Below are 24,228 nucleotides of genomic sequence, written 5' to 3'. Positions count from 1 at the left end.
GAGGGTGTCTCTCTGTCGATCAGGTCAGGCCTGGCGGGCCATTCCGCGCTCGATCGCCGCGACGATCTGCGGGCGCAGTTCGGCGGCCGCCACGATGTGGTGCACCGAACCGACGGTCCGCGCTCGCTCGATGTTGTGCACCGCCTCGAACTCGGACGCCACCTCACCGAGCTTCTCCGAGCGCACCGCGGTGCGGGTGGCCGACAGCTCCACCTGCAACCGGGCCCGCTCCGTGTCGTCCTCGGAGGAGTTCATGCGTGCCTCGAGATCGCGGACGGACGGGTCGGATGCGGTGCGCTTGTTGACGTCTCGCGTGAAGACCACTGCCGCGGCCGGTGCACCACCGAGGACGGACGCGAACGATCCCTCGACGGCCAGCACCTCCATGTTCTCGTTGAGCGCTCCGGAGAACACCACGAACGCGCCGCCGTGATACCGGGAGACCACGCAGAACACGATCGGTCCGTCGAAGTTGACGATGGCACGGCCGATCTCGGCGCCGTACTCGAGCTGCAGGTTGCGCAGCGACTCCGGTGATCCGTCGAAGCCGGACAGGTTGGCCAGCACCACCAGCGGGCGGTTGCCGCTGGCGGCGTTGATCGCACGGGCCGTCTTCTTGGACGAGCGGGGGAACAGCGTTCCCGATGTCCACTGGTCGGGGCCGTCGGACGGGAACCATCCCTTGCGCGAGATGGCGCGCGATTCGATGCCGATCACCGACACCGGGTAACCGGCGAGGTGGGCGTCGAAGACGACGGACGTGTCCGCGTCGGCCATGTCGGCCCACCGCTCGAGCACGGCGTGGTCCTGATCGACCACGGCGCGCATGACGGTGCGGATGTCGAACGGCTTCTTGCGCTCCGGGTTGGTGGCCGAGGAGAAGATGTCGCCGACGGTCTTGAAGTCGCTCGACGGGTGGACGTGCGGGTAGGTCCGCACGTCGCGGTCGACCGGGTCGACGGTCGTGGTGCGGCGCGGGAAGCGTTCTCCCGGTGCGCGATACGCATGATCGTAGTGGGCGAAGAGGACATCGCACGCTGCTCCGAGGTTCGGAGCCCAGTACTGCGCCTGCCCGTTGGGGCCCATGACGCGGTCGTAGCCACCGATGCCGAAGTTGTCCTCCGCGGAGACGCCACCGGAGTAGTCCAGGGACTGCTTGCCGGTGAGCACCATCGCGCTCTCCGGCGTCATCACCAGGATGCCCTTGGTGTGCATGAGCATCGTGGCCTCGGCGTTCCAGTACGGCTGCGCGCCGACGTTGATGCCCGCGACGATCACATTGATCTCGTGACCGGCCTGCGTGAAGGTGATGATGCGGCGCAGAGCCCGCGACACCCAGTCCATGTTCTCCGTGCCGCTGCCCATGGAGATGGTCGCGCCGGAGGAGAGCGCGAACCACTCGACCGGGACGTTCATCTCCTCGGCCAGGTCGATCGCGGCGACGACGCGCGCGCACACTCGGCCTCGGCCACCGTGCCCAACGCCTTGGTCGGATCGCCGAACAGGGCGACGCGGGTCATGCCCTCCGGGTAGAGCGCCGTCGGCGTGGACACCAGGCCCACGATGATGCCCGCGGTGTTCTGGCCGTACGGACGCGAGATGGGCTGCAGCGCACCGGACTCGTCCAGGTCGTACTCGACGAAGGAACCGTCGCGCTTGGTCAGCACGGGGATCAGCTCGTACGGGTAGACGGTGCCGCGTGCCTGCGAGCGCTGCACATTCTGCGTGTACGTGTCCAGCGGGCGCATGGGCTCGGTGGGCGGGTCGGTGATCTTGGTGACCACTCCGGTACCGGGTCGGTACGAGAAGCGCAGGGCCTGCATGGTGGGCTCCGCGCCGGGGCGCACCACGACGCGGGCCATCATGGTGATCTCCTCGAGACCGGCGGCCACGGTGAGCGGCGCGAGATGCCGGGCCACGATGCGCAGCTTGTCGAGCGGCAGGTTCAGCACCGGCCACACGTAGAGGACGACGCGATTGTGGTCGAGGCGGCGGTTGCCGCGGCGAGCCTGGGCGCGGCGGATGCCGTCGAGGCACGCGGAGAGCGTGCGCTCGATGGCGGGAACCGAGACCACGTTGCCCTGGGCGTCGAACTGCACTGCGGCGTCGCGGATCTCGGCCAGGGCGACCAGTCGCTCGTCCTTGGGGTTGTCCTTCGCCACCAGATCGAACAGGTACGTGCCGGGTGCGGAGGGGATGCGGGTGCCGTTGAAGTTCTTGAGGCGCCACAGGTCCAGTCGCTGACCGGTGAGCGGATGCAGGTCGCGGAGCGAGACGTCCTCTGTCAGAACGCCTGCCTGCGGCCGGAACGTCACCTGGCGCGAGATGCCGGTGCCGCGTCCGAAGACGGTGACCGTGACGCGACGCCACGACGTGGTCGCCGGGTGTGCGGCGATCTCGGTGCGCAGCTCCTCGACCACCTGGTCGCCGTCCTCGGGAGCTGTCGGCCACGAGAGGTACAGATCCACCGCGAGGTTCTCGGGTGCCGGCCCCGCGGTCTCGGTGAGCGCCACCAGCGTCGACGAGAGGCCCGCGCGATCGGTCATCGTCGAGAGCAGGTTGACCTTGCCGCCGACGAGGGTGAAGGTGCCCGAGACATAGTGCTGCCCTTCGCGATCGAAGGCCTTCACGTCCTCGAAGTCACGGATCTCGTAGTACTGGCGGGTGATCACCTCGAGCAGGGCACCCGGATCGGACATGCGCTGGGAGAGCAGCTCCACGAGCGGCTCCTCCGTGGCGACCAGGGCGTCGATGCGCTCCTGGTGATCGTCGGCGTCGGGCCGCTCGGCCAGGTACTGCAGACTGCCGCGGACACCGTCGTAGACCTGCTCGCGCGCCTTGCGGATCTGCGGCTCGTCGAACAACTGGAAACGGAGGTTGCGGGCGACGTCGCCGATCACCGGGTACCGCACCTGGGTCGCGACGACGAGGCGGTCGAGCACCTCACCGACGGCGCTGTCCGCGTCGGGGGCGACCGACGGGTCGGCGATCCACCGATCGAGGAGCGCCGCGATGGCCGGCACCTGGTTCTCGATGCGCTGCTGCGCCAGGAAGAGTCGGTAGACGGCCTCCTCGAGATCGGTGCCGCGATCGAGATCGTTCTTGTCGTAGTGCCGCAGTGCGCGAGCCAGCTTGTCGCGGAACTCGTCCGGCAGGCCCTGGACGTCGGCGTCGAGCGACTGCAGGAACGCGTGGAAGTGCTCGCGCGGACTGTGGACGCGCTCGTCGGTGCCCTCCTCGTCCATGGTCGGACGGTTACGCGTCAGCTCGCACATGTCGGCGAAGGTGGTGAGCAGGTCCAGCTCGGCGCGGACCAGCTCGCCGTCCTTGCGCGGGAGTGCCCCGCGCAGAGCGTCGTACTCGGCGATGGTGGCGAGCGCACGGGACGCGCTGACGTCGAATCCGCTGAGGAGAGCCCGCAGTTCGTCGAGACGGGCCAGTGCGTCGATGCGGTCGTCGCGGTCGGCGTCGCCGCACGGCGAGCGGAACTCGACCCGGGCGGTGGTGGAGGCGGCGGCCGTCTCACCGATCGGGTCGACGCGCAGCAACGCCGCGCCGTTGTCGACCTGTGCGTTGACGACGGCGAGCACCTCGCTCACCCGACCGGCCGAGGCGGCGCGCACCGCGGTCTCCATCTTCATGGCTTCGAGGACCACGAGCGTCTGTCCCGCCTCGACCTCGTCGCCCACGGCGACCGGCACGGCGACGACGACGGCGGGGGCAGGTGCGCGCACCAGGCCGGCCTCGTCCTGGCTGATCTGGTGGCTCACGCCGTCGACCTCGACGAGATACCCGGCGGGGCCGGGCACGGTGACGACGGAGTAGCGGGTGCCGTCGATCTCGGCGCGACGCTCGAAGGTGCCGAGCCGCTCGATGTCGATGGTGATCTCGTGGTCGTCGACCGCGACCAGGTAGCGGTGCGGTCCCACCTGGCCGACGGTCAGGCGGTAGCCCTGGCCCTGGTAGTTGAGCTCGACCGTGCGGCCGATGTCGTGGCTGGCGCGGGGACGGCCGCCGCGGGCGGACAGCAGGAACTTGGCGCGCTCACGGGCCTCGTCCGCGTCGTAGGCGTCGACGGCCGCGGCGATCAGTGCGACGTCGGCGACGCGGGTGGGGCCCTCCGCGGTGCCCGCGCCGGTGCGGTCGAGCCAGCCGGTGTCGGCAGTGGCGTCGATGAGCTCCTCGCGGTCGAGCAGGTCGAGCAGGAACGACTTCGTGGTGGTGCCGCCGTCGATGACGACGGTGGTCTCGCGGAGCGCGGTGCGCAGCCGGGCGAGGGCCTCGGAACGGTCACGGCCCCAGGCGATCACCTTCGCGACCATGGAGTCGTAGTCGGGCGGGATGACGTCGCCCTGGGCGATGCCCGTGTCGACGCGCAGGCCCGATCCGAGCGGGAACTTCAGCAACCGGACGGTGCCGGGCGCCGGTGCGAAACCGTTGTCGGCGTCCTCGGCGTTGAGTCGTGCCTCGACGGCGTGACCGAACTCGGTCGGGCAGTCGCCCTCGAGCGCGTGGCCGCCCGCGACGAGGATCTGCAGCTTGACCAGGTCGAGGCCCGTCGTCACCTCGGTGATGGGGTGCTCGACCTGCAGGCGCGTGTTGACCTCGAGGAACGTGAAGATCTTCTGCTCGGGCTGGTAGAGGTACTCCACCGTGCCGGCGCCGTGATACCCGGCGGCGCGGACCAGCTCCGCGGAGGCGGCGCGCAGCTCGTCGGCCTGCTCCCGGGTCAGAACGGCCGAACTGGACTCCTCGATGACCTTCTGGTTGCGACGCTGGATCGAGCAGTCGCGGACGCCGGGTGCCCACACGTTGCCGTGGGTGTCGGCGATGACCTGGACCTCGACGTGGCGCGCCTCGGTGACGAGCCGCTCGAGGAAGACGACCGGGTCGCCGAACGATCGTTCGGCCTCACCCTGGGTGCGCTCGAGTGCGAGCTCGAGCTCGTCCTCGGCGAAGACCTTGCGGATACCGCGACCGCCACCGCCGCTGCGCGCCTTGATGATCAGGGGATAACCGATGGCGGCGGCGTGCCGACGTGCATCGGCGCGGGTCTCGACGGGACCACCGCTCCACGGCGCGACCGGGACGCCCACCTTCTCGGCGAGGATCTTGGCCTCGACCTTGTCGCCGAGCAGGCGCATCGAGGCAGCGGACGGGCCGATGAACGTGATGCCCAGGCGAGCGCAGATGTCGGCGAAGGTCGGGTCCTCGGCGACGAAGCCCCAGCCGACCCACACGGCGTCGGCGCGGGCCTCGACGAGTGCGCGCTCGAGTTCTACGTAGTCGAGGTACGGGTTCTGCACGCCCGTCTTGCGGAGCGTGACGGCCTCGTCGGCCTGGCGGACGAACATCGCCTTCCGCTCGGCGTCGGTGTGCAGAGCGATGACGCGCAGAGGCTCGGCGGACCGCGATTCGTTGTTCAGCTCGCGTACCGCTCGGATGAGGCGAACAGCTGCTTCGCCTCGGTTGACTACTGCTATGCGTGTGAACATGCGCTCCGCCGTCTCGAAGGGAAAGTGTCTTCCGAGCCAGTGTGACGGTCCACGAGCGTACTGGCGAGTACATCTCACCAACGCCCGAAAGGGTCGTGATCGGTCACTGACCTGTGGCGATGCGCTACCCACGGGTATACCGGCGGGTAATGACACGATGGGCCGACGACGGCGCCGTGCCCCGGGAAAAGTACAGTGGAGAGCGATGACAGCGATGTGGTTCGGCCTTGCTCTGATCGCACTCCTCGGTGCGGTGGCACTGCTGTACATCGATCGCGCCCGCCGCGGACAGCAGGGCCGGGTGCGTCAGATCTGGGCGAAAGCGCAGGGCTACCACTACGTTCCCGCCGATCCCGACCTGCCGTCGACCTTCTCGCGCGCGGCCATGGCGAACCAGGAGTTCCTCGGTGCCGTCGACGTGGTCGAGGGTGTGCGACGCGGCGAGGAGTTCGTCCTGTTCGACCTCGAGGACGCCGCGACCGTCGTGGCGGTGCGCCGCGAGGTGGGATCCGACGTCGACCTCGATCTGCGGTCCCGCACGACGCCGCCGCCCAAGGAGGCCGACATGCAGCTCCTCGGCTCGCTGGGTCCGCGCATCATCTTCGCGACCGACCTCGACGTGGCACGGCGAGTCTGTGACCAGCGCATGGTCGCATTCACGCACTCGGTGCCCGATGTGGTGCAGCTGCTGTGGAGCGAGGGTCCGTGGACGCTGGGCACCGTTCCGGTGGGCAGTTCGGGACGCGACTGGGACGCCGCGATCGACGCCGTCACCCGCCTGTCCGGCCTTCTGCACGTGTTGCCGCCCTCGCGACGCCGCGCAGCACCCGGACGCGACGACTGATCGTTTCATCAGCCACGTGCTGCCGTGAGGAACCTCACCCGTTAGTCTCGTGCGCATGTCGACTCCAACACCGCGGCCCATCGCACTCGTCACCGGTCCGACGTCCGGCATCGGCGGCGGGTTCGCCCGCCGTCTCGCCGCCAGTGGCCACGACCTCGTCCTGGTCGCCCGCGACACCGTCAGGCTCGAGGCACTGGCCGACGAGCTACGCGCGTCGTACGGCACCTCGTCGGAGATCCTGGGCGCGGACCTCGCGACCGAGGAGGGCCGCGCTGCCGTGGTCGCCCGACTGCAGGAGGGCGTGCAGGTCCTGATCAACAACGCCGGCTTCGGCACGTCCGGCGAGTTCTGGACGGCGGATCCCGCGCTGCTGCAGTCGCAGCTCGACGTCAACGTCACCGCCGTCATGCAGTTCACCCGCGCGGCGCTGCCGTCGATGATCGCGGGTGCGAAGGGCTCGGTGATCAACGTGGCCAGCGTCGCCGGCCTGCTGTCGGGTCGCGGTTCCACGTACTCCGCGTCGAAGGCGTACGTCGTCTCGTTCAGCGAGGGTCTCGCGGGCGGTCTCGCCGGCACCGGCGTCCGCATCCAGGCTCTGTGCCCGGGCTTCGTGCGGACCGAGTTCCACGAGCGCGCCGGCATCGAGATGTCGTCGATTCCGTCGTTCATGTACCTCTCCGTGGACCAGGTCGTCGACGCCTCGCTCGCCGACCTGGAGAAGAACACCGTGCTGAGTGTGCCTGGGCTTCAGTACAAGTCACTGACTTCGGTATCGCGTCTGGTGCCCCGTACCATCGCTCGCCGCGTGGTCTCCCTGGTCGGCAGCGCGCGCGGTCGCACGTAGGCTCCGGCGGCCGGGGCGAACCCTCGACCTCGGGTCGACGTTCATACTCGACGGCGCTATGTTTCTGGTGTGACTGTTGTGGCCCTGGTGGCGTTCGTGATGATCATCGGTATCGGCTGGATCGTGTCGGTCGTCCGGCGGACACGTCGGTCGGCCGACTCCGTCGCTGCCGGACTGAACCTGCTCGAGATCGAGCTCGATCGACGACGGGCCGTGATCCCCGATCTCGTGCGCGCTGCCGTCGACGCAGATCTCGACCGCGCCGCCGTGAACCAACTCGTCGGAGCGCGGTCGCTGTCGGCCATGATGCGGGATCGGCGCGCCGAGCTCGGCGCCCGGGCCGGCGCCGAGAACGCGCTGTCGGTCGCGCTGCACGAGGTGCTCTTCGACGGTCGGGCCAGTGGGCCTCTCGGGTGGGACTTCAGCTCGCCCGCAACGGAACTCGATCGCATCGAGCATCGCGTCGCCGGGGCCGTCCGCGTGTACAACACGCAGGCCTCGTCGTTGGCCTCGCTCGCCGACTCGCCGCTGTCCGGACCCGTCGTCCGGCTGTTGGGCGTCCGGGCGCCCGCTGTGTTCGCCGAGACCGCGGACGCCGACACGGCGTGGTTGCGGGCGCCGCAGCACGCCGCCTGAGCGCACCCGATAGATTCACTGGTCGTGGCAGCTACCGAGAAGTCCGAACTGGCAGAACTGGTCCGCGAGTTGGCCGTCGTGCACGGGAAGGTGACGCTGTCGTCGGGCACGGAAGCCGACTACTACGTCGACCTCCGCCGTGCGACGCTGCACCACCGCGCCGGTGCCCTCATCGGGCAGCTCATGCGAGAACTGGTGTCGGACTGGGATTTCGACGCCGTGGGCGGACTCACCATGGGTGCCGACCCCGTCGCCTTGGCGGTCATGCACGCGCCGGGCCGTCCCATCGACGCGTTCGTCGTCCGCAAGGCGGCCAAGGCCCACGGCATGCAGCGCCAGATCGAGGGCCCGGACATCGTGGGCAAACGGGTCCTGGTCGTCGAGGACACCACCACCACCGGCAACTCCCCGCTCACGGCCGTCGCGGCTCTGCGTGACGCCGGTGCCGTCGTGGTGGGCGTCGCGACGGTGGTGGACCGCGCCACCGGCGCCGACGCGGTCATCGCGGCCGAGGGTCTCGAGTACCGGTCCCTCCTCGGTCTGGGCGACCTGAACCTCTGAGCTCTACTGCCAGCCGACGGCGGTGAAGGGCGCGTTCGTCGTCACGCGGCCGACGATGCCGGCGTGCGCGAAGTCCTTGGCCGTGGCCACCGCGTCCTGGACCGAGGAACCCTTCGCCAGCTCGGCGGTGATGGCGGCGGCGAAGATGCAGCCGGCTCCGGAGACGCGCTCCTCGCCGATCTTCGGCGCACGGAACACCGAGACGTCGGTGCCGTCGAACAGGACGTCGACGGCCTCGTCGCCGGGCAGACCCGCGCCGCCCTTGACCACCACGTAGCGCGGTCCGAGGTCCGCGATGCGGCGGGCGGCCTCCGACAGATCGTCGACGGACTCGATCGAGTCCATTCCCGACAGGGTCTGCGCCTCGAAGAGATTCGGCGTGACGACGGTCGCGAGCGGGAGGATCTCGGCGCGCAGGGCGTTGTCCGTGTCCAGCGCCGCGCCCGGCTCCTGGCCCTTGCAGATGAGGACGGGATCCACGACGACGTGTCGCCACGGCTGCTGACGGAGCGACTCGGCGACGGTGGCAACGGTCTCGGGTGTGCCGAGCATGCCGATCTTCACGACGTCCAGTGAGTGGGCAGCCGTCGCCGCCTCGATCTGGTCGGCGATCACCGGTCCGGCGATGGGGACGAAACGGTGGCCCCACCCGGCCTTCGGATCGAACGAGACGATGCAGGTGATGGTGCCGACGCCGTAGACCCCGAGCCGCTCGAACGTCTTGAGGTCGGCCTGCAGGCCGGCGCCTCCCGTGGCTTCGGATCCGGCGATGACGTAGGCGAGTGTCGGCATGTCTTCATCATCCCAAAACGCCGAGAGCGCGTGGGTGCGGGGCCGAGAGAGCCCCCGCACCCACGCGCTCGGTCGTCAGGAGCGTGTGCCCTTGCGACGCGAGAGTGCGAACGCACCGACACCCGCGACGGCGACGACGGCCACGCCGGTGCCGATCGCGGCGACGGGCAGTCCGCCCTCGTCGTTCGAGGCACTCGCCTGATCCGACCCCGCGAGGCTCGACTCGGACGACACGAGACCGATCTCCGGCAGTTCGCCGGCGACGATGACGTTGCCCTCCTTCGTCGTCGGTGAAGTAGTCGACCACCTTGAACGTGCGCGTCGGGCCGTCGACGTAGAAGCCGATGAGACGGATTCCGGAGGCGGTGACCTCGACCGTGGTGGAGTCGATGGTCGCGACCTCGACGTCCTCCTTCTTCTCGTCGCCGACCTCGACCGTGACGGTCTCCTCGGCGGCGTTCTCCGCGGCAGCCTCGTCGGCGGCCTTCTTGTCCGCGGCATCCTTCGCAGCTGCGTCGGCCTCGGCCTTCGCTGCTGCGGCGGCCTCGGCTGCTGCTGCCGCCTCGGCGTCACCGGCTGCTTCGAGCCGCTTCGCGTTCTCCTCGGCGACCGTGGCGGCCACCTGCGTCGTCGCTGCCTTGACGACAGCGGCGAAGAGCGTCGACGCCTTCGCGTACGCGGCCTGGATCGCCGTGGTGACCTTGGCGGCGTCGAGCGTCGCGAACGCGTCACCGACGGCCTTCAGCGACTCCTCGGCAGCCTTCGTGGCCTCCTCCGCGGCGGTGCGCGCGGCGGCTGCGGCCTCGGCCTTCGCATCGGCGTCCGCACGCGCGGACTCTGCCTCGGTCGGATCCGCGGCAGCGTCGCCCTCGAGCTCGTCGGCCTTGTCCTTCGCAGCGTCGGCCTCGGCCTGAGCGGCGTCCGCCTTGCTCTTCTCCTCGTCCGCTGCAGCCTTGGCGGCGTCCGCCTCTTCCTGCGCCTTGGCGGCGACACCGGCGGCGACGATGCTCTCCTGCTCGGCGACCGACGCCGATTCCTCGGCCTTGGATGCCTCGAGCTCGGCCTTCGCTTCGTCGACCTCGGCCTCGGCAGCGGCGTCGCCGCCCTGCGCTGCGGCGATGGCGTCGTCGAGGAATGCCTGCGCCTTCTTGATGGCGTCGACGGCGGCCTTGGTGGCGTCCTTGGCCACCTGCAGTGCCTTCTTCTCGTCCTCGGTCAGCTTCGCGTCGATGTCGACCTTGATGGAGGAGTTGCCCTCGTCGTCGACAACGACGGAACCGGTGACCTGCGGCAGCGGCCGGGCCGGGGGAGCGGTGGTGGGCACGGTGGTGACCGGCGGCGCATCCGTCGCCGAGGGTGCCTGCTCGGTGCTCGACGTGGCGGGAGCCTCGGTGGTGGTACTCGAGGAGGACTCGCTGCTCTCCGAGCTGTCCGGCGGATCCTGCTGGGCGACGGCCACGGCGGGTGCGGCGACAGCCAGCGACACGGCGAGCACGGCGCCTGCTGCAGCGAGCCGCGTCCTGCGGGCACGGGTGATGGACTTGTCCGACATGAATGGCCTTTCGATACCGAAGACGGCATTCCTGCCGTATCCGAGAAGCGGTGAAGAATGGTGTACGCGTCCCCCGACCGAACAGAACGTACCTTCCGGTCCGCCTAGACCTTTACTTCAGATTTACTTCGTCATCGAAGTGTGACCTTTGGTGCAGATGGTGTTCATGCGGTGAATGTGACTGGTGTGATTCGGTTTTCCCTGGTCAGTCGCCGACGGTGAGCGCTGTCGCCTCGTCGACGCTGTGCGGTGCCGGGTCGTGATCGTCGACGTGTGCGAGGACCTTCCGGCCGGTCGCCAGGACGCCGATGGCCAGGAAGGTGCAGGCGGCGCCCACCCAGAACGGCACGTGCACATTGGATTCACCGAGCTTGCCGGCGAGGTACGGGGCGGCAGCGCCGCCGGCGAACCGCACGAAGCTGTAGGCCGCCGAGGCTGTCGACCGTTCGACCGGCGCCGAGATCATGACGGTCTCGGTGATGAGGGTGTTGTTGACGCCGAGGAACAGTCCGGCAAGGACGACGCACACGATCAGAACCGGCTTGCTCTCCGTGAACAGAGCCATCGCGGCGAGGTCGGCGGCGAAGAGGAGCAGCGCGAGCATCATCATGTTCAGCGTCCCGAACCGGCGCTGCAGGCGCGGTGCGAGGAACACCGAGGCCACCGCGAGCGCGAGTCCCCAGCCGAAGAAGATGAAGCCGATCGCGTAGGTGCCGAGGTCGAGCGGGAACGGCGTGTAGGCGAGCAGGGTGAAGAATCCATAGTTGTACAGCAGTGCCGTGATGCCGACCGTGAGCAGCCCGCGGTGCCGCAGTGCGCGGAAGGGGTCCGCGAGAGAGGTTCGGTGCGTGGGCTTCTCGCCCTCCGGCAGCATGACGACGAGCAGCACGACGGCCACGGCCATCAGGACGGCGACGCCGAAGAACGGGCCCCGCCAGCTGATGCTGCCCAGGACGCCGCCGACCAGCGGGCCGGTGGCGATGCCGATGCCCAGTGCGGCCTCGTACAAGATGATGGCCCGCGCGACGCCACCGCTCGCGGCGCCGACGATCGTCGCCAGGGCGGTCGCGATGAAGAGTGCGTTGCCCAGTCCCCAGCCGGCGCGGAACCCGACGATCTGGGTGATGGTGCTCGACGAGCCTGCGAGCGCGGCGAACACGATGATGATCGCGAGACCGGCCAGCAGTGTCTTCTTCGGGCCGAAGCGCGACGAGACGACGCCCGTGACGAGCATCGCCACGCCCGTCACCAGCATGTAGGACGTGAACAGAAGAGACACCTGCGAGGGTGTCGCGTTCAACTGTTCGCCGATGGGCTTGAGAATGGGATCGACGAGGCCGATCCCCATGAAGGCGATGACACTGGCGAACGCCACTGCCCACACGGCCTTCGGTTGCTGCAGAAGGCTCGGCTGGGACGCGTCCTTCTTCTCCTCGATCGTCGTCACGGGTGTTCCTTTCGTGCTGTGTTCTTGAGTACCGAGCGCAGGTCGTCGAGGCCCTCGACGATGCGTCGGAGTTGGTCGGGATCGGGCTCGCCCAGGTGGCGGAGCAGTCCGTCGCCGATGGCGCGACGCGAGTCGGCGAGCCAGGTGCGTCCGCGGTCCGAGATCGACACGACCACGGCGCGGGAGTCGGTCGGATCCGTCATGCGGTCGACGAGACCGTTCTCGTGGAGCGTGCGCAGCAGGGCTGTCGCCGAGGGTTGCGAGCATCGGTCGAGGCGGGCGAACTCGCTGATCCGGATCGCGCCGTACTCGTCGAGCAGGGAGAGCGCGCGCGACCACGTACGGGGATGCTCCGCGGGCGCGACCGAGGCCGCGAGCCGGGTGAAGCGCGAGGTCGTGGTGACCAATTCGGACAGCAGTGTCCTCAGTTCGTCGGTTCGCATCGCCGTGGTCTGCACTCCCTTAACGTTACATAAGCTAACTATCGAAATCCAGTGTGGGGTCGGTTACGGTGTCCGCATGCCGTCCGGGTCGTCCGCCACGCTGGTCCGCAGGGCCACGGCCCTGGCCTACGCCGTCGCTGCGGCGGGCACCATCGTCGGTGCCGCCACGCACCGACCCGTCGTGCAGACGGTGTGCAAGCCGCTCCTCATGCCGATTCTCGCGGTGCGATCCGGCGCCCACCGCTCGCCACTGCTGGCTGCGGGGCTCTCGGCGGCGACGCTCGGCGACGTCGCGATGATCGATCCGGACGACGATCGCCGGTTCACCGCGGGGGCGTCGTCGTTCGCCGTCATGCAGGGGTGCTGGTCGGTACTGTTGCATCGCAACGGTTCTCGCGCGCGGCCGCACCATGCTCTGCTTCGAGCGGCGGGATGGGCGGGCGGCGCCGTGCTGGCCACGAGACGCGCCCCGACCATTGCACCGATCTCCATGGCCTACGGCGTCGCCCTCGGTGCCATGTCCGTTCTCGGTGCGGACGGCGACACCCGTGCCGTCGTCGGATCGACGCTGTTCACCGTCTCCGACGGCATGGTGCTCGTGCGGCGGACCACGGCCGACGCGCGCCTGCGCGACGTCCTCGAGGTCGCGGTGCTCGCGACCTACATCGGCGCTCAGTACGCGCTCGTCGACTCCCTCACGGGAACAGCGTCGGGGTTCCCGACTCGAGATCGAGCAGCAGGCGTTTGCGCTCGACGCCGCCGGCGAAACCCGTGAGGCTGCCGGACATTCCGATGACGCGGTGGCACGGCACGACGATCGACAACGGATTGCGGGCGTTGGCCGACGCCACCGCTCGCACCGAGGTGGGCCGGCCGACGGCGACGGCCAGAGCGGAGTACGTCCACGTCTCGCCGTAGGGAATCGTGCGGAGCGCGGCCCACACTTCGTTCTGGAACTCGGTGCCCACCGGGGCCAGCTCGAGATCGAAGCGGCGCCGCCGGCCGCCGAAGTACTCCGCCAACTGATCGCGGATCTCGTCGAACCCGTCCGCCCTGGCGGTGCCGATCCGGCCGGGTGCCGGTGCCGGACGGTGACCGGGAAAGTAGACGCCCGACAGCGCCGTCCCGGTGCGCACGACGGTGAGAGGACCCACCGGGGTGTCGAGAACGGTGTGGTGCCGGGGCGAGTCGGTCGGTGTCACAACCGGATCCGCGTCCGGTCGTCGGGATCGACGACGACGGGAACGGTCGCGCCGACCTCGTACCGGACGGACCCCGTGCGTCGGACGGTGCCCGGGTAGGACCCCGACCCGGGCACGGTGATCGTGAGGTCGACCTCCGTCTCGGCTCCGACCTCCCGTATCTCGTCGACGACGGCCCACCCCTCGAGCCCGTGGTCGCGCATGCGGCGTTCGTCGGCGGTCGGGCGCCCGGCAGCCATCATCGCGAGTCCCAGTGCCGCGCCGAAGCCTGCGACCAGCGCAGCGATCTGATACGGAACGGTGCCGTCCGGGGCCTTGGGCAGGAGCACGAGCGCCCAGACCGCCAGCACGACGACGTAGATGGCGGTGACCACGGCCACCGCCCGACCCACTCTCTCGTGGTCCATCGACTCGGATCCCTCCCGTGAGCGCCTCCGAGGACACCGGAAGCTACTCGGCGGTAAGTTTTCGGCTCACCGCTCTGTTGCAGCTCAGCCCGACCCTTTACTCTTCAGACATGTCTCAACCTACTGTCTTCATCACCGGCGCAGCAGCCGGCATCGGGCGGGCCACCGCACTCACGTTCGCCGCCGCCGGGTACCACGTCGGTGCGTACGACATCGACGAGACGGGACTGGCCTCTCTCGCGAAGGAGATCGCGGCGAAGGGCTCGACGTCGACGACGGGAATCCTCGACGTCACCGACACCGCGCAGTTCACCGAGCGCCTGAAGGAGTTCGACGAGGCGGCGGGCGGGCGACTCGACGTGCTCATCAACAACGCGGGCATCCTCATCGCGGGCCAGTTCGCCGAGCAGGCCATCGAGACGCACCGCAAGCAGTTCGACATCAACGTCGGCGGCGTGCTGAACGGGCTGCTGGAAGCGTTCCCGTACCTGAAGAAGACGCGCGGCGCCCAGGTGGTGAACCTGTGCTCCGCCTCCGCCATCTACGGCCAGCCCGAGCTCGCCACGTACGGCGCGACCAAGTTCGCGGTGCGCGGGCTCACCGAGGCGCTCGACCTCGAGTGGCACAAGCACGACATCGCCGTGAAGGCCATGTGGCCGCTCTTCGTGCAGACCGCCATGACCAAGGGGATCCAGACCGGTACCACCGGTTCGCTGGGCATCAAGTTGACCGCGCAGGACGTCGCCGACGCGATCTTCAAGTCGACGCAGCCCGCCAAGCGGATCTACCACAAGGTGCACTTCCCGGTGGGGCTCCCGTCCAAGGCGCTGTCCATGGGCTCGCGGTTCTCCCCGGTCTGGCTGACCCGCGAGGTCAACCGCCGTCTGTCCCATTCCTGAGTTGACCGAGAACGACCGCCGCGACGAGGCGGGTGCCACCGAGTGGGGTGAGCACCCGCGCGGCGTACCCGCCTGGGACGTCGAGCGTGACGGGCCTCGGCCCACCGATCCCCGCTACGACCCGGAACTCCTCGACGAGGGGGATCGGCGCAACGTCGTCGACGCGTACCGGTACTGGACGCGCGAGGCGATCGTCGCGGACCTGGACACGCGCCGGCATCCGATGCACGTGGCCATCGAGAACTTCGCGCACGACGCCAACATCGGGACGGTCGTCCGCACGGCCAACGCGTTCGGCGCCGCCGCGGTGCACATCGTCGGACGTCGGCGGTGGAACCGTCGCGGTGCGATGGTCACCGACCGCTACCAACACATCGAGCATCACGAGACCGTCGAGGCGCTGACGGCGTACGCGGCGGAGGCGGGCCTGACGGTGGTGGCCGTCGACAACGTGCCCGGGTCCGTCCCGCTCGAGACTGCCGTTCTCCCGCGGAATGCGCTGCTGCTCTTCGGTCAGGAGGGCCCGGGCGTGACCGACGACGCGCGCGCCGCCGCGTCGATGACGGTGTCCATCGCGCAGTTCGGCTCCACCCGCAGTATCAATGCCGGTGTCGCAGCCGGGATCACGATGCACGCCTGGATCCGGCAGCACGCGGATCCCGACCTGGCCTGGTGACCGTGCCCGACGGCTCCCGAGCCGAGGGGTACTGGCAGGATCGAATCATGCACGACACGTGGTCCTCCAGGGCGGACGCCGCCGAGGAGGCCGTCTTCTCTCGCCACGTCCGCCGTCTGTGGGGACTGCCGGGGACGGCTCTGGGTGTCGTGGCGTGGCCGCCGGTCCGACGGGAGCGGTTGTTCTTCCGCTGGCACTACTGGTGGCAGGCGCACCTCATCGACTGTGTGGTCGACGCCGAGGAGCGGGCGCCGTCGGCGCGCCGCCGACGACGGCTGGCCCGGATCGCGCGCACCCACCGGCTGCGCAACCTCACCGGCTGGACCAACTCGTACTACGACGACATGGCGTGGCTGGGGCTGTCCCTCGAGCGAGCGCAACGTCTGCACCTCGTCGACAATCGCACCGCGATCGCGGCCCTGGAGTCGGAGCTGTTCGACGCCTGGGATCCGGCGCACGGGGGCGGTATCCGCTGGTCCAGGAAGAGCGACTTCTTCAACGTGCCGGCCAACGGCCCGGCGGCGGTGCTGCTCGCACGGACCGGCAAGCTGTGGCGCGCCCAGGCCATGGCCGACTGGATCGACGCGACTCTCGTCGATCCGACGACCCATCTCGTGCTCGACGGCATCCACGCCGACGGCCGCGTCGAGACGCCGATCTACTCCTACTGCCAGGGCGTCGTGCTCGGCGCCGAGACCGAACTCGCGATCAGCCTCGGTGACGACAAGCACCGCGAGCGCGTGCATCGACTCGTCGCCGCCGTGCAGCAGCACCTCACGAAGGACGGCGTGATCATCGGCGGCGGGGGAGGGGACGGCGGCCTGTTCAACGGGATCCTCGCCCGGTACCTCGCACTGGTGGCGACGTCGTTGCCCGGAGACGACGACGAGGACCACGAGGCGCGCTCGGTCGCCGCCGACATCGTGCTGGCGTCGGCGGAGGCCGCGTGGGACAACTGCCTGTCCATCGAGGGCCTGCCGCTGTTCGGGAGCGACTGGTCCGCCATCGCCAAGCTGCCCTCGTTCGGTGCGTCGATCGCCCGGTTCAGCGCCGGCACCGTCACGTCGTCGTCCGTGCCGGAGCGCGACTTCTCCGTCCAGCTCGGCGGCTGGATGTTGATGGAGGCGGCGCACAGCCTCGGCTGAACGTCAGCCGTCAGAGATCGTGCACTTCGGTGGTCTCCACCGGCTTCTTCATCTCCTTGCGGTACTGGTACAGACCGAAGATGGTGCCGACCACGATCGAGACGATCATCAGCGTGAGCACGGTGGGGAACAGCCACGACACCTTGTCGAGCACCGCTCCGAAGTAGAATCCGATCAGCAGCAGCACGGGTGCCCAGATGAGCGCACCCAGCGTGCTGGCGATGGTGTAGCGGCGGTGGTTCATCCCACCGGCACCGGCGACCATCGGGCACAGGGTCCGCACCCACGGGATCCAGCGCGCGACGAGCACCGCCCAGAAGCCGTGATTCTCGAGAAGTCGGTTGACCTTCTCCAGATTCGCGGTGTTGACGTACTTGCCGTTCTTGCGCGCCACGAGGCGATGACCGGTGCGTTTACCGATCATGTACCCCACCTGATTACCGGCGATGGCGGCCAGGAACGCGCCCGCGGACAGCGCCCACACGTGCGAGGTGCCCGAGGCGTGGGCGGCCAGTCCGATACCGGCGGTGATCAGCAGCGAGTCGCCGGGAAGGAAGAGGCCCACGATGACGGCGCACTCGAGGAACACGAAGGACACCACGATGAGCCAGACCAGGGTGGGCCCGGCCGATTCGAGGAATCCCATCGCGCCGCCTTCGGCGAGCACGGTGCTACCGGCGAGAAGCATGAACGGGGGACCGATCTACGAGGACGAGTCGCGCGGAGCGGGCTCGGTGCGCTGGACGGGCTCGGACCACTGAGCTGGTTCCGACCGCTGAGCAGTGTCCGGCCTCTGGGCCGGCTCGGACCACTTGGACGGCTCGATCTTGCCGTCGAGCTTGCCGTCGAACGCGTCGACGGCCTCACCGAGCGGGGTGCGGCGCGAGGAGACGATCCGCTTGCCGACCTCCCAGGCGATGGGCAGGACGGAGACGGCGACGATGAGCAGGAAGATGATGTCGACGTTGTCGCGGATGACGGCGATCTGGCCCAGCAGGTAGCCGAGCAGCGTGACGCCCGAGCCCCAGACGATGCCGCCGACGACGTTGTAGGTGATGAATGTGCGGTAGCGCATGCCCGAGGCGCCGGCCACGACCGGCGCGAACGTACGCACGATGGGCACGAAGCGCGCCAGGAATATGGTGATGGGACCGTGCTTCTCGAAGAACGCGTGCGACTCGTCGATGTAGCGCTTCTTGAGGAAGCGGGCGTCGTCCGTGAACAGGCCCGTGCCGGCCTTCTTGCCGATCAGATATCCCGCCTGATCACCCAGCACCGCGGCGATCGGAATGGTCACCAACAGCACCCACAGTGGCGCGAACGGCTCGATCTCCGCGCTCTTCGACGCGGCGATCAGACCGGCCGTGAACAGCAGCGAATCGCCCGGGAGCAGCGGGAACAGCAGGCCCGACTCGATGAACACCACCAGCAGCAGACCGACCAGGACCCAGGTGCCGAACGAGTTCAGCAGGTTGACGGGATCGAGGAACCCCGGCAGCAGGGCGAGGTCGGTCACGGAGGCGGCCACGGTAGTCACAAGCGCCCACAGTACCGGCGAGAGCAGCCGATACCCGCACGCCGAGTTTCGGGTAGTACAACTCACGAGCAACTCTCAGCAACTACCGGCGAGTAGATCGGGCAGGGCGCGACCGGCGTCACCTCGGTTGACATACTGCTAGTGACCGCACCTGATCGGGTGCCCCGTTCGCTCACCGTGGAGGTTTCTTCGTGCCGATCGCAACTCCCGAGGTGTACGCCGAGATGCTCGGCCGCGCCAAGGAACACAAGTTCGCTTTTCCCGCCATCAACTGCGTGGGATCCGAGTCCGTCAACGCGGCCATCAAGGGCTTCGCCGACGCGGGCAGCGACGGCATCATCCAGTTCTCCACCGGTGGCGCGGAGTTCGCGTCCGGCCTCGGTGTGAAGGACATGGTCACCGGCGCCGTCGCGCTCGCCGAGTTCGCCCACGTCGTCGCCGCGAAGTACGACGTCACCATCGCGCTGCACACCGACCACTGCCCCAAGGACAAGCTGGACACCTACGTGCGTCCGCTCCTCGCGGTGTCGCAGGAGCGCGTCGACGCCGGGAAGAACCCCCTCTTCCAGTCGCACATGTGGGACGGCTCCGCGGTGCCGATCGACGAGAACCTCGAGATCGCCAAGGATCTGCTGGCCCGGGCCGCCGCGGCGCGCATCATCCTGGAGATCGAGATCGGCGTGGTCGGCGGCGAGGAGGACGGCGTCGAGGCGGAGATCAACGACAAGCTGTACACCTCGAACGAGGACTTCCTGAAGACGGTCGAGGCGCTCGGTGCCGGCGATGCCGGATCGCGCTACCTGTTGGCCGCGACGTTCGGCAACGTCCACGGTGTCTACAAGCCGGGCAACGTCAAGCTCAAGCCGTCGGTGCTCGCGGACGGCCAGCGCGTCGCCACCGAGAAGCTCGGACTCGCCGCCGGCTCCAAGCCCTTCGACTTCGTCTTCCACGGCGGCTCGGGCTCGGCCAAGAGCGAGATCGAGGAGGCCCTCGAGTACGGCGTCGTGAAGATGAACGTCGACACCGACACCCAGTACGCGTTCAGTCGGCCCATCGCCGGCCACTTCTTCAGCAACTACGACGGCGTGCTGAAGGTCGACGGCGAGGTGGGCAACAAGAAGGCCTACGACCCGCGCAGCTACCTCAAGAAGGCCGAGGCCGGTATGACGGCGCGCGTCGTCGAGGCGTGCAACGACCTGAAGTCCGCCGGTCGGAGTGTGTCAGCGGGCTGACGCCCGTGCGCCTCTTGCGCATCCCCGGATGCGCAAGAGGCGCACGAGCGCGGTCAGGCGCAGACCTTCCAGGTCTCGCCGTCCAGCGCGAGGTCGAACGTGCGCGCCGAGGGCTCCGCGCCCTCGGTGCGCGCGGTGACCTGTGCGATCGCCGTCGTCTGATCCGGCGGTTCCGCTTCGGTGATCTGAATGGTGTCGACGCTCTGTACCACCGGCACCGTTCCGGATGCGACGGCGGCGTCGTGCGTCGCGGCGAAGTCGGGCTCGGAGATGCCGCCGTAGAAGGACGCCAGCGCGCCGCACGTGACGCCGCGCAGAGCGGTCAGGTCGCCGTCACGCAACGCCGTGGTGAAGGTGTCGATCGAGGTGCGGATCTTCTCGTCGTCGCTCGGACCCGTGACGCTCGTGCCGCCACGCAGCAGCGCGAACACCACGACACCCGCGATCGCCAGCAGGGCCACGAGGGCCGCCGCGATCCACGGTCCGCGCCGCCGTCCTCCGGAGCGCGTCGACACCTTCTTCGGTGCGGCGCTGGGTTCGATGCGGCGCGGTGCGGCGGGGCGCGAGTTATCCGGGGACACGCGTGCACCTTATCCAGCGCCCGACGTCTCCCGCGCGCTCCGTGGGAGACTGTCGTCATGACTTCCTTCGGTGATCTCCTCGGTCCCCAGCCCACCCTGCTGCCCGGCGACGACGAGGCCGAGTCCGCTCTGCTGAACCACACGGCGCCCGAGGAGGTGGCCGCGGCGCACCCCACCGCGTCGATCGCGTGGGCCTACCTCGCCGAGGCCGCCCTGTCCGACGGCCGCACCATCACCGCGTACGCCTACGCACGCACCGGCTACCACCGCGGGCTCGACCAGCTGCGTCGCAACGGCTGGAAGGGCTTCGGACCCGTGCCGTACAGCCACGAGCCCAACCGAGGCTTCCTGCGCTGCGTGGCCGTCCTGGCCCGCGCCGCGCAGTCGATCGGGGAGACGGACGAGTACGCCCGCTGCCTCGACCTGCTCGAGGACTGCGATCCGCGCGCCGCGGACGAACTCGGCGTCGGCTAGCACCAGCTTCATGGGCCGATTCGGGAGCTACCCACGATTCACGGCCCCGCATCTCGGCCTGCGCACCCGCGGCTCCGCGCGGATCGACGCCTCGTTGCGGCGACTGAGTGTCTCCGGGTTGCCGATCATCCAGTGCGCGCTCGCCGCGGGCATCGCGTGGTTCGTGGCGACGGACGTCGTCGGGCACGTCACGCCCTTCTTCGCACCGATCGCGGCCGTCGTCTCGCTCGGCGTGTCCCTCGGGGCGCGGATGCGACGCTCGGCCGAACTCGTCGTCGGCGTCACGGTCGGTATCGGTGTCGGTGACGCGATCATCGCCCTCATCGGGACCGGCCCGTGGCAGATCGCCCTGGTCGTCGCGCTCGCGATGTCGACCGCAGTCTTCCTCGACAGCGGCGCCATCATCGCGATGCAGGCGGGATCGTCGGCCGTGCTGGTGGCGACGCTCATCCCGCCGGGCAACGCCGGCGGACTCAACCGCATGGTCGACGCGTTGATCGGCGGTCTGGTGGGACTCGCCGTCGTCGCCGTCGTGCCGACGCACCCCGTGCGCCGCGCACGCAAGGACGCGGCCACCGTCATCGCCACGTCGGGCCGGGTACTGCAACTCGTCGCGGACGGTCTCCTGGCCAACGACGCGGAACCGATCGCCAAGGCACTGAAGGCTGCGCGCGCCACACAACCGGCCATCGACGCGATGCGCACCGATCTCAAGGGCGGGCGCGAGATCAGCCGCATCTCCCCGCTGTACTGGAACAGCAAGCAGCGCTTGGCCGAGCTCGCCGCGACGGCGGATCCGCTGGACAACGCGGTGCGCAACATCCGGGTTCTCGCCAGGCGCTCCCTGTCCCTGGTGCGCGACGACGAGATTCTCGACCCCCGACTGGTCGACCTCGTCGAGAAGCTCGCGCAGGCCACCGAGGTGGTGCGGAAGATGATGCTCGCTGATCCCGGCGAGCAGCCCGACCGAGCCGAGGCAGCGCAGGTTCTCCGGCACGTGGCGGTCGGTGCGAAGGCGGAGCTCATGCAGGACGCCGGCCTGTCCGCGGTGGTGGTGCTCGCGCAGATACGGTCCATCGTCGTCGACCTGCTCCAGGTGGCGGGGCTCTCGCGGATCTCTGCGCTGGCGACGTTGCCCCCGACCGTCGACCACCCCGCCGTGCCGCCGGAGCTCGACTACTAGGTTCCCGCTGCCGTTCCGAGCTCCCGCGGACGCTGCAACCCCTCCTCGAGTACGGAAGCTCTGCGGGAGCTGCCGGTACACAGGACGAGGATGCTCCACAGGCGGGCGCCAGGAAGGCGTGTCTCCGTCCGCGCGTGATCGACACTCACCGCCATGGACCTGCACCGCCGCGACCGGTGACGTGACAGATGCGGCGCTGCGCGGTCTGGTGAGGCGCGGCGAACTGGTCCGCGTGAGCCGCGGCTCCTACGGCCCCGGCTCGGAGTGGGCGTCGGCATCACCAGACGAGCGCTACCGCCTGCGCGTGCTCGGAGTCATGGCGGGACGCACCGCGGTGGCCGTCGCCAGTCACGAGTCTGCGGCGGCGCTGCATCGGCTCCCCCTTCTCGCTCCCGACCGAGACCGGGTGCACGTGAGCGTCGACGGTCGAGGAGGTGGTGCGTCGACGAGGAGGGTCGCCGAGCACCGAGCACCGGGTGCCGCTGTCCCCGCTGGACGTCACCACCGTCGACGGTGTGCAGGTCACGACGCCGACGCGGACGGCGCTCGACATCGCGTGCACGGTGGGACTCGATCGTGCGCTGTGCGCTGTCGAGTCCGCACTCCGCACGGAGGCGCCGGATCTGCAGGAGTGCCTCGCACGGCTCGGGCGCCGTCGCGGCATCGCCACCGCCCGCCGCGCGGTGGACCTCGCGAGCCCTCTCACCGAGAGCATCGGCGAATCGTGGAGCCGAGCCCTGATGATGCAGTGGCCCGAGATTCCCTCGCCGAGGCTGCAGCATCGCTTCCTCGACGATCGTGGTCGCATCGTGGCCCGCACCGATTTCGACTGGGACGGTCGGCTGGTGGGCGAGTTCGACGGGCTGATGAAGTATCGCGGCGGAGCACAGTCGGTGATCGACGAGAAGCTGCGCGAGGACGCCCTCCGCGCGCTCGGCTGTCATGTGGTGCGGTGGACGTGGGACGACCTGCGTCATCCCGAACGGCTACGGCGTCTGCTCGCGGCCGGGATGGCCATCGCGTTCCGCTGACGCCGGAGGTCTCTGGGTTCCCGCAGCCGTTCCGTGTTCCCGCGGAGGCTGCAACCCCTCCTCGAGTACGGAAGCCCTGCGGGAAGCGTGACTCACCATATGCACACATTCGCATGTATGGTCTCGATCATGGGAGCGGGGCACGGACATGCGCACACACCGGCGGCTGGTGAGGCCGGCACCGGGCGGCTGCGACGCATGGGGATCGCGTGGTTCGTGCTCGTCGCGTTCTTCGCCCTCGAGCTGACCGTCGGCCTGATCATCAACTCGCTGGGCCTGCTCGCCGATGCCGGGCACATGCTCACCGACATCATCGGCATGTCGATGGGCCTCGTCGCGCTCACGATGGCCCGGCGCGGATCGAGTTCCGCTGCAAGGACATTCGGGTGGCACCGGGCCGAGGTCCTCACCGCTGTCGCCAACGCGGTGCTGCTGCTCGGGGTCGCGGTCTTCATCTTCGTCGAGGCGATCCGCCGCATCGGGGACCAGCCGGACATCCCGGGCCTCGCGATGGTGCTGACGGCCGCCGCGGGACTCGTCGCCAACATCGTCGTCATGCTGCTCATCCGCGCCGACGCGAAGGACTCCATCGCGGTACGCGGGGCCTATCTCGAGGTGCTCGCGGACACCGTGGGCAGCGTCGGGGTGCTCGTCGCCGGTGTGCTGCTCCTGGCGTTCGACTGGACGTGGGCGGACATCGTCGTGGGTATCGCCATCTCGCTGTGGGTGGTGCCGCGGGCACTCTCGCTCGCCGGCCAGTCGTTGCGCATCCTCACGCAGGCCAGCCCGTCGTCGGTGGACATCGGTGCGCTCGAGGCCGATCTGCGGGCGTTGCCCGGAGTCGTCGACGTCCACGACCTGCACGTCTGGACCCTCACCACCGGCATGGACGTCGCCACGGTGCACATCACGTCGGACGGTTCCGGATCGGTGATGCTGGCCCGCGGGAAGGAAGTGCTCTCGGCCTACGGCCTGGACCACGCCACCGTGCAGGTCGAGCCCGCGGTGCACGGTGCCACCTGCCGCGACGAGCTCACCTGGTAGCAGGCCGGCCGGGATGGTGACAGGCATCGGAACACCTGTGCGACCATGACACGGCAGGTCAGTACCTGCGACGTGCTGGCGAGGGGAATCCGGTGAGAATCCGGAACGGTCGCGCCACTGTGAGCGGGCCTCGTCGTCCGTGAGTCAGATCGCCGATCCGGCACGTGAGACTCGAATCGGACGCGCAATCTGAGGAGTTCCAC

24 protein-coding genes and 1 riboswitch are annotated in these 24,228 nt (G+C 69.2%); of the genes, 13 read left to right on the top strand and 11 right to left on the bottom strand.

Going from position 1 to position 24,228, the window contains the following annotated elements:
- Positions 1-24: 24 nt before the first annotated feature.
- Positions 25-1,458, bottom strand: a complete 1,434-nt coding sequence (locus tag QE397_RS21850) for a carboxyl transferase domain-containing protein (RefSeq protein WP_373425254.1) — start codon at positions 1,456-1,458, stop codon at positions 25-27.
- Positions 1,413-5,495, bottom strand: coding sequence for a biotin carboxylase N-terminal domain-containing protein (locus QE397_RS17725; protein ID WP_373425253.1), 4,083 nt, complete (start codon positions 5,493-5,495; stop codon positions 1,413-1,415). The genes QE397_RS21850 and QE397_RS17725 overlap by 46 nt, the downstream gene beginning before the upstream one ends.
- A 214-nt stretch (positions 5,496-5,709) precedes the next feature.
- On the opposite strand from QE397_RS17725, the gene QE397_RS17720 reads away from it, so the two are divergent.
- From QE397_RS17720 to pyrE, 4 genes are all read left to right on the top strand, one after another.
- Positions 5,710-6,339, top strand: a complete 630-nt coding sequence (locus tag QE397_RS17720) for a hypothetical protein (RefSeq protein WP_056444305.1) — start codon at positions 5,710-5,712, stop codon at positions 6,337-6,339.
- A 55-nt stretch (positions 6,340-6,394) separates the two neighbouring features.
- Positions 6,395-7,183, top strand: coding sequence for an SDR family oxidoreductase (locus tag QE397_RS17715; RefSeq protein WP_285187319.1), 789 nt, complete (start codon positions 6,395-6,397; stop codon positions 7,181-7,183).
- Between the two features lie 69 nt (positions 7,184-7,252).
- Positions 7,253-7,819, top strand: a complete 567-nt coding sequence (locus QE397_RS17710) for a hypothetical protein (protein ID WP_222633151.1) — start codon at positions 7,253-7,255, stop codon at positions 7,817-7,819.
- Between the two features lie 24 nt (positions 7,820-7,843).
- Entirely contained in the window at positions 7,844-8,380 is a 537-nt protein-coding gene (gene pyrE / locus QE397_RS17705; protein ID WP_037186299.1) for an orotate phosphoribosyltransferase, read from the top strand.
- Between the two features lie 3 nt (positions 8,381-8,383).
- Here pyrE and thiD read toward each other — a convergent pair whose 3' ends face one another.
- The 4 genes from thiD to QE397_RS17685 form a co-directional block, all read right to left on the bottom strand.
- Positions 8,384-9,172, bottom strand: a complete 789-nt coding sequence (gene thiD, locus QE397_RS17700) for a bifunctional hydroxymethylpyrimidine kinase/phosphomethylpyrimidine kinase (RefSeq protein WP_056443661.1) — start codon at positions 9,170-9,172, stop codon at positions 8,384-8,386.
- Between the two features lie 7 nt (positions 9,173-9,179).
- Positions 9,180-10,724 carry a hypothetical protein gene (locus tag QE397_RS17695; RefSeq protein ID WP_307096424.1) on the bottom strand — a complete coding sequence of 515 codons (1,545 nt, stop codon included), beginning with the start codon at positions 10,722-10,724 and terminating at the stop codon, positions 9,180-9,182.
- Between the two features lie 205 nt (positions 10,725-10,929).
- A complete protein-coding gene (locus tag QE397_RS17690; protein ID WP_222638856.1) occupies positions 10,930-12,171 on the bottom strand; it encodes an MFS transporter in 1,242 nt (413 codons plus the stop codon).
- Positions 12,168-12,614 (bottom strand): MarR family winged helix-turn-helix transcriptional regulator, encoded by a 447-nt coding sequence (locus QE397_RS17685; protein ID WP_222638989.1) that lies wholly within the window; start codon positions 12,612-12,614, stop codon positions 12,168-12,170. The genes QE397_RS17690 and QE397_RS17685 overlap by 4 nt, the downstream gene beginning before the upstream one ends.
- A gap of 76 nt (positions 12,615-12,690) precedes the next feature.
- On the opposite strand from QE397_RS17685, the gene QE397_RS17680 reads away from it, so the two are divergent.
- Positions 12,691-13,389, top strand: coding sequence for a lysoplasmalogenase (locus tag QE397_RS17680; protein WP_307096422.1), 699 nt, complete (start codon positions 12,691-12,693; stop codon positions 13,387-13,389).
- Here the strand turns inward: QE397_RS17680 and QE397_RS17675 are convergent.
- Positions 13,310-13,816, bottom strand: a complete 507-nt coding sequence (locus QE397_RS17675; RefSeq protein ID WP_307096420.1) for a methylated-DNA--[protein]-cysteine S-methyltransferase — start codon at positions 13,814-13,816, stop codon at positions 13,310-13,312. The two genes, QE397_RS17680 and QE397_RS17675, sit on opposite strands and share 80 nt — an antisense overlap.
- Positions 13,813-14,223 (bottom strand): hypothetical protein, encoded by a 411-nt coding sequence (locus QE397_RS17670; RefSeq protein ID WP_307096418.1) that lies wholly within the window; start codon positions 14,221-14,223, stop codon positions 13,813-13,815. Before QE397_RS17670 ends, QE397_RS17675 begins: the two co-directional genes overlap by 4 nt.
- Positions 14,224-14,333: 110 nt before the next feature.
- Here QE397_RS17670 and QE397_RS17665 point away from each other — a divergent pair, with 110 nt between their 5' ends.
- From QE397_RS17665 to QE397_RS17655, 3 genes are read left to right on the top strand one after another with little or no spacing between them, the layout of a single operon-like run.
- Entirely contained in the window at positions 14,334-15,122 is a 789-nt protein-coding gene (locus QE397_RS17665) for an SDR family oxidoreductase (RefSeq protein WP_027506419.1), read from the top strand.
- A 1-nt stretch (position 15,123) separates the two neighbouring features.
- Positions 15,124-15,798 (top strand): RNA methyltransferase, encoded by a 675-nt coding sequence (locus QE397_RS17660; protein ID WP_307096416.1) that lies wholly within the window; start codon positions 15,124-15,126, stop codon positions 15,796-15,798.
- Between the two features lie 47 nt (positions 15,799-15,845).
- Positions 15,846-16,943, top strand: a complete 1,098-nt coding sequence (locus QE397_RS17655) for a glycoside hydrolase family 76 protein (RefSeq protein WP_222638853.1) — start codon at positions 15,846-15,848, stop codon at positions 16,941-16,943.
- 10 nt (positions 16,944-16,953) lie between these two features.
- On the opposite strand, the gene QE397_RS17650 is transcribed toward QE397_RS17655, so the two are convergent.
- Both QE397_RS17650 and QE397_RS17645 read right to left on the bottom strand, forming a co-directional pair.
- Positions 16,954-17,631: a DedA family protein gene (locus tag QE397_RS17650; protein ID WP_307096413.1), complete on the bottom strand. Its 678-nt coding sequence runs from the start codon at positions 17,629-17,631 to the stop codon at positions 16,954-16,956.
- A gap of 15 nt (positions 17,632-17,646) precedes the next feature.
- The gene (locus tag QE397_RS17645) at positions 17,647-18,480 is read right to left on the bottom strand and encodes a DedA family protein (protein WP_307096412.1); all 834 of its coding nucleotides are present in this window, start codon (positions 18,478-18,480) and stop codon (positions 17,647-17,649) included.
- A 191-nt stretch (positions 18,481-18,671) separates the two neighbouring features.
- Between QE397_RS17645 and fbaA the strand changes: the two genes are divergently transcribed.
- Positions 18,672-19,712 carry a class II fructose-bisphosphate aldolase gene (fbaA, locus tag QE397_RS17640; RefSeq protein ID WP_027506415.1) on the top strand — a complete coding sequence of 347 codons (1,041 nt, stop codon included), beginning with the start codon at positions 18,672-18,674 and terminating at the stop codon, positions 19,710-19,712.
- 53 nt (positions 19,713-19,765) lie between these two features.
- Here the strand turns inward: fbaA and QE397_RS17635 are convergent, their stop codons facing one another.
- Positions 19,766-20,293: a hypothetical protein gene (locus tag QE397_RS17635; protein WP_307096410.1), complete on the bottom strand. Its 528-nt coding sequence runs from the start codon at positions 20,291-20,293 to the stop codon at positions 19,766-19,768.
- 57 nt (positions 20,294-20,350) lie between these two features.
- Here QE397_RS17635 and QE397_RS17630 point away from each other — a divergent pair, with 57 nt between their 5' ends.
- From QE397_RS17630 to QE397_RS17615, 4 genes are all read left to right on the top strand, one after another.
- The gene (locus QE397_RS17630; RefSeq protein WP_027506413.1) at positions 20,351-20,767 is read left to right on the top strand and encodes a DUF3151 domain-containing protein; all 417 of its coding nucleotides are present in this window, start codon (positions 20,351-20,353) and stop codon (positions 20,765-20,767) included.
- A 10-nt stretch (positions 20,768-20,777) separates the two neighbouring features.
- Positions 20,778-21,950: an aromatic acid exporter family protein gene (locus QE397_RS17625; RefSeq protein ID WP_307096408.1), complete on the top strand. Its 1,173-nt coding sequence runs from the start codon at positions 20,778-20,780 to the stop codon at positions 21,948-21,950.
- A 434-nt stretch (positions 21,951-22,384) separates the two neighbouring features.
- Positions 22,385-22,981 carry a hypothetical protein gene (locus QE397_RS17620; RefSeq protein ID WP_307096406.1) on the top strand — a complete coding sequence of 199 codons (597 nt, stop codon included), beginning with the start codon at positions 22,385-22,387 and terminating at the stop codon, positions 22,979-22,981.
- 129 nt (positions 22,982-23,110) lie between these two features.
- A complete protein-coding gene (locus tag QE397_RS17615; protein WP_222633144.1) occupies positions 23,111-24,025 on the top strand; it encodes a cation diffusion facilitator family transporter in 915 nt (304 codons plus the stop codon).
- A gap of 42 nt (positions 24,026-24,067) precedes the next feature.
- Positions 24,068-24,197, top strand: a riboswitch (cobalamin riboswitch).
- Positions 24,198-24,228 lie beyond the last annotated feature (31 nt).

The organism is Rhodococcus sp. SORGH_AS_0301 (assembly GCF_030818285.1).
Classification (GTDB): domain Bacteria; phylum Actinomycetota; class Actinomycetes; order Mycobacteriales; family Mycobacteriaceae; genus Rhodococcoides.
Note: the sequence above shows the minus strand (reverse complement) of the source record. Positions and strands in the feature narration are given on the sequence as shown.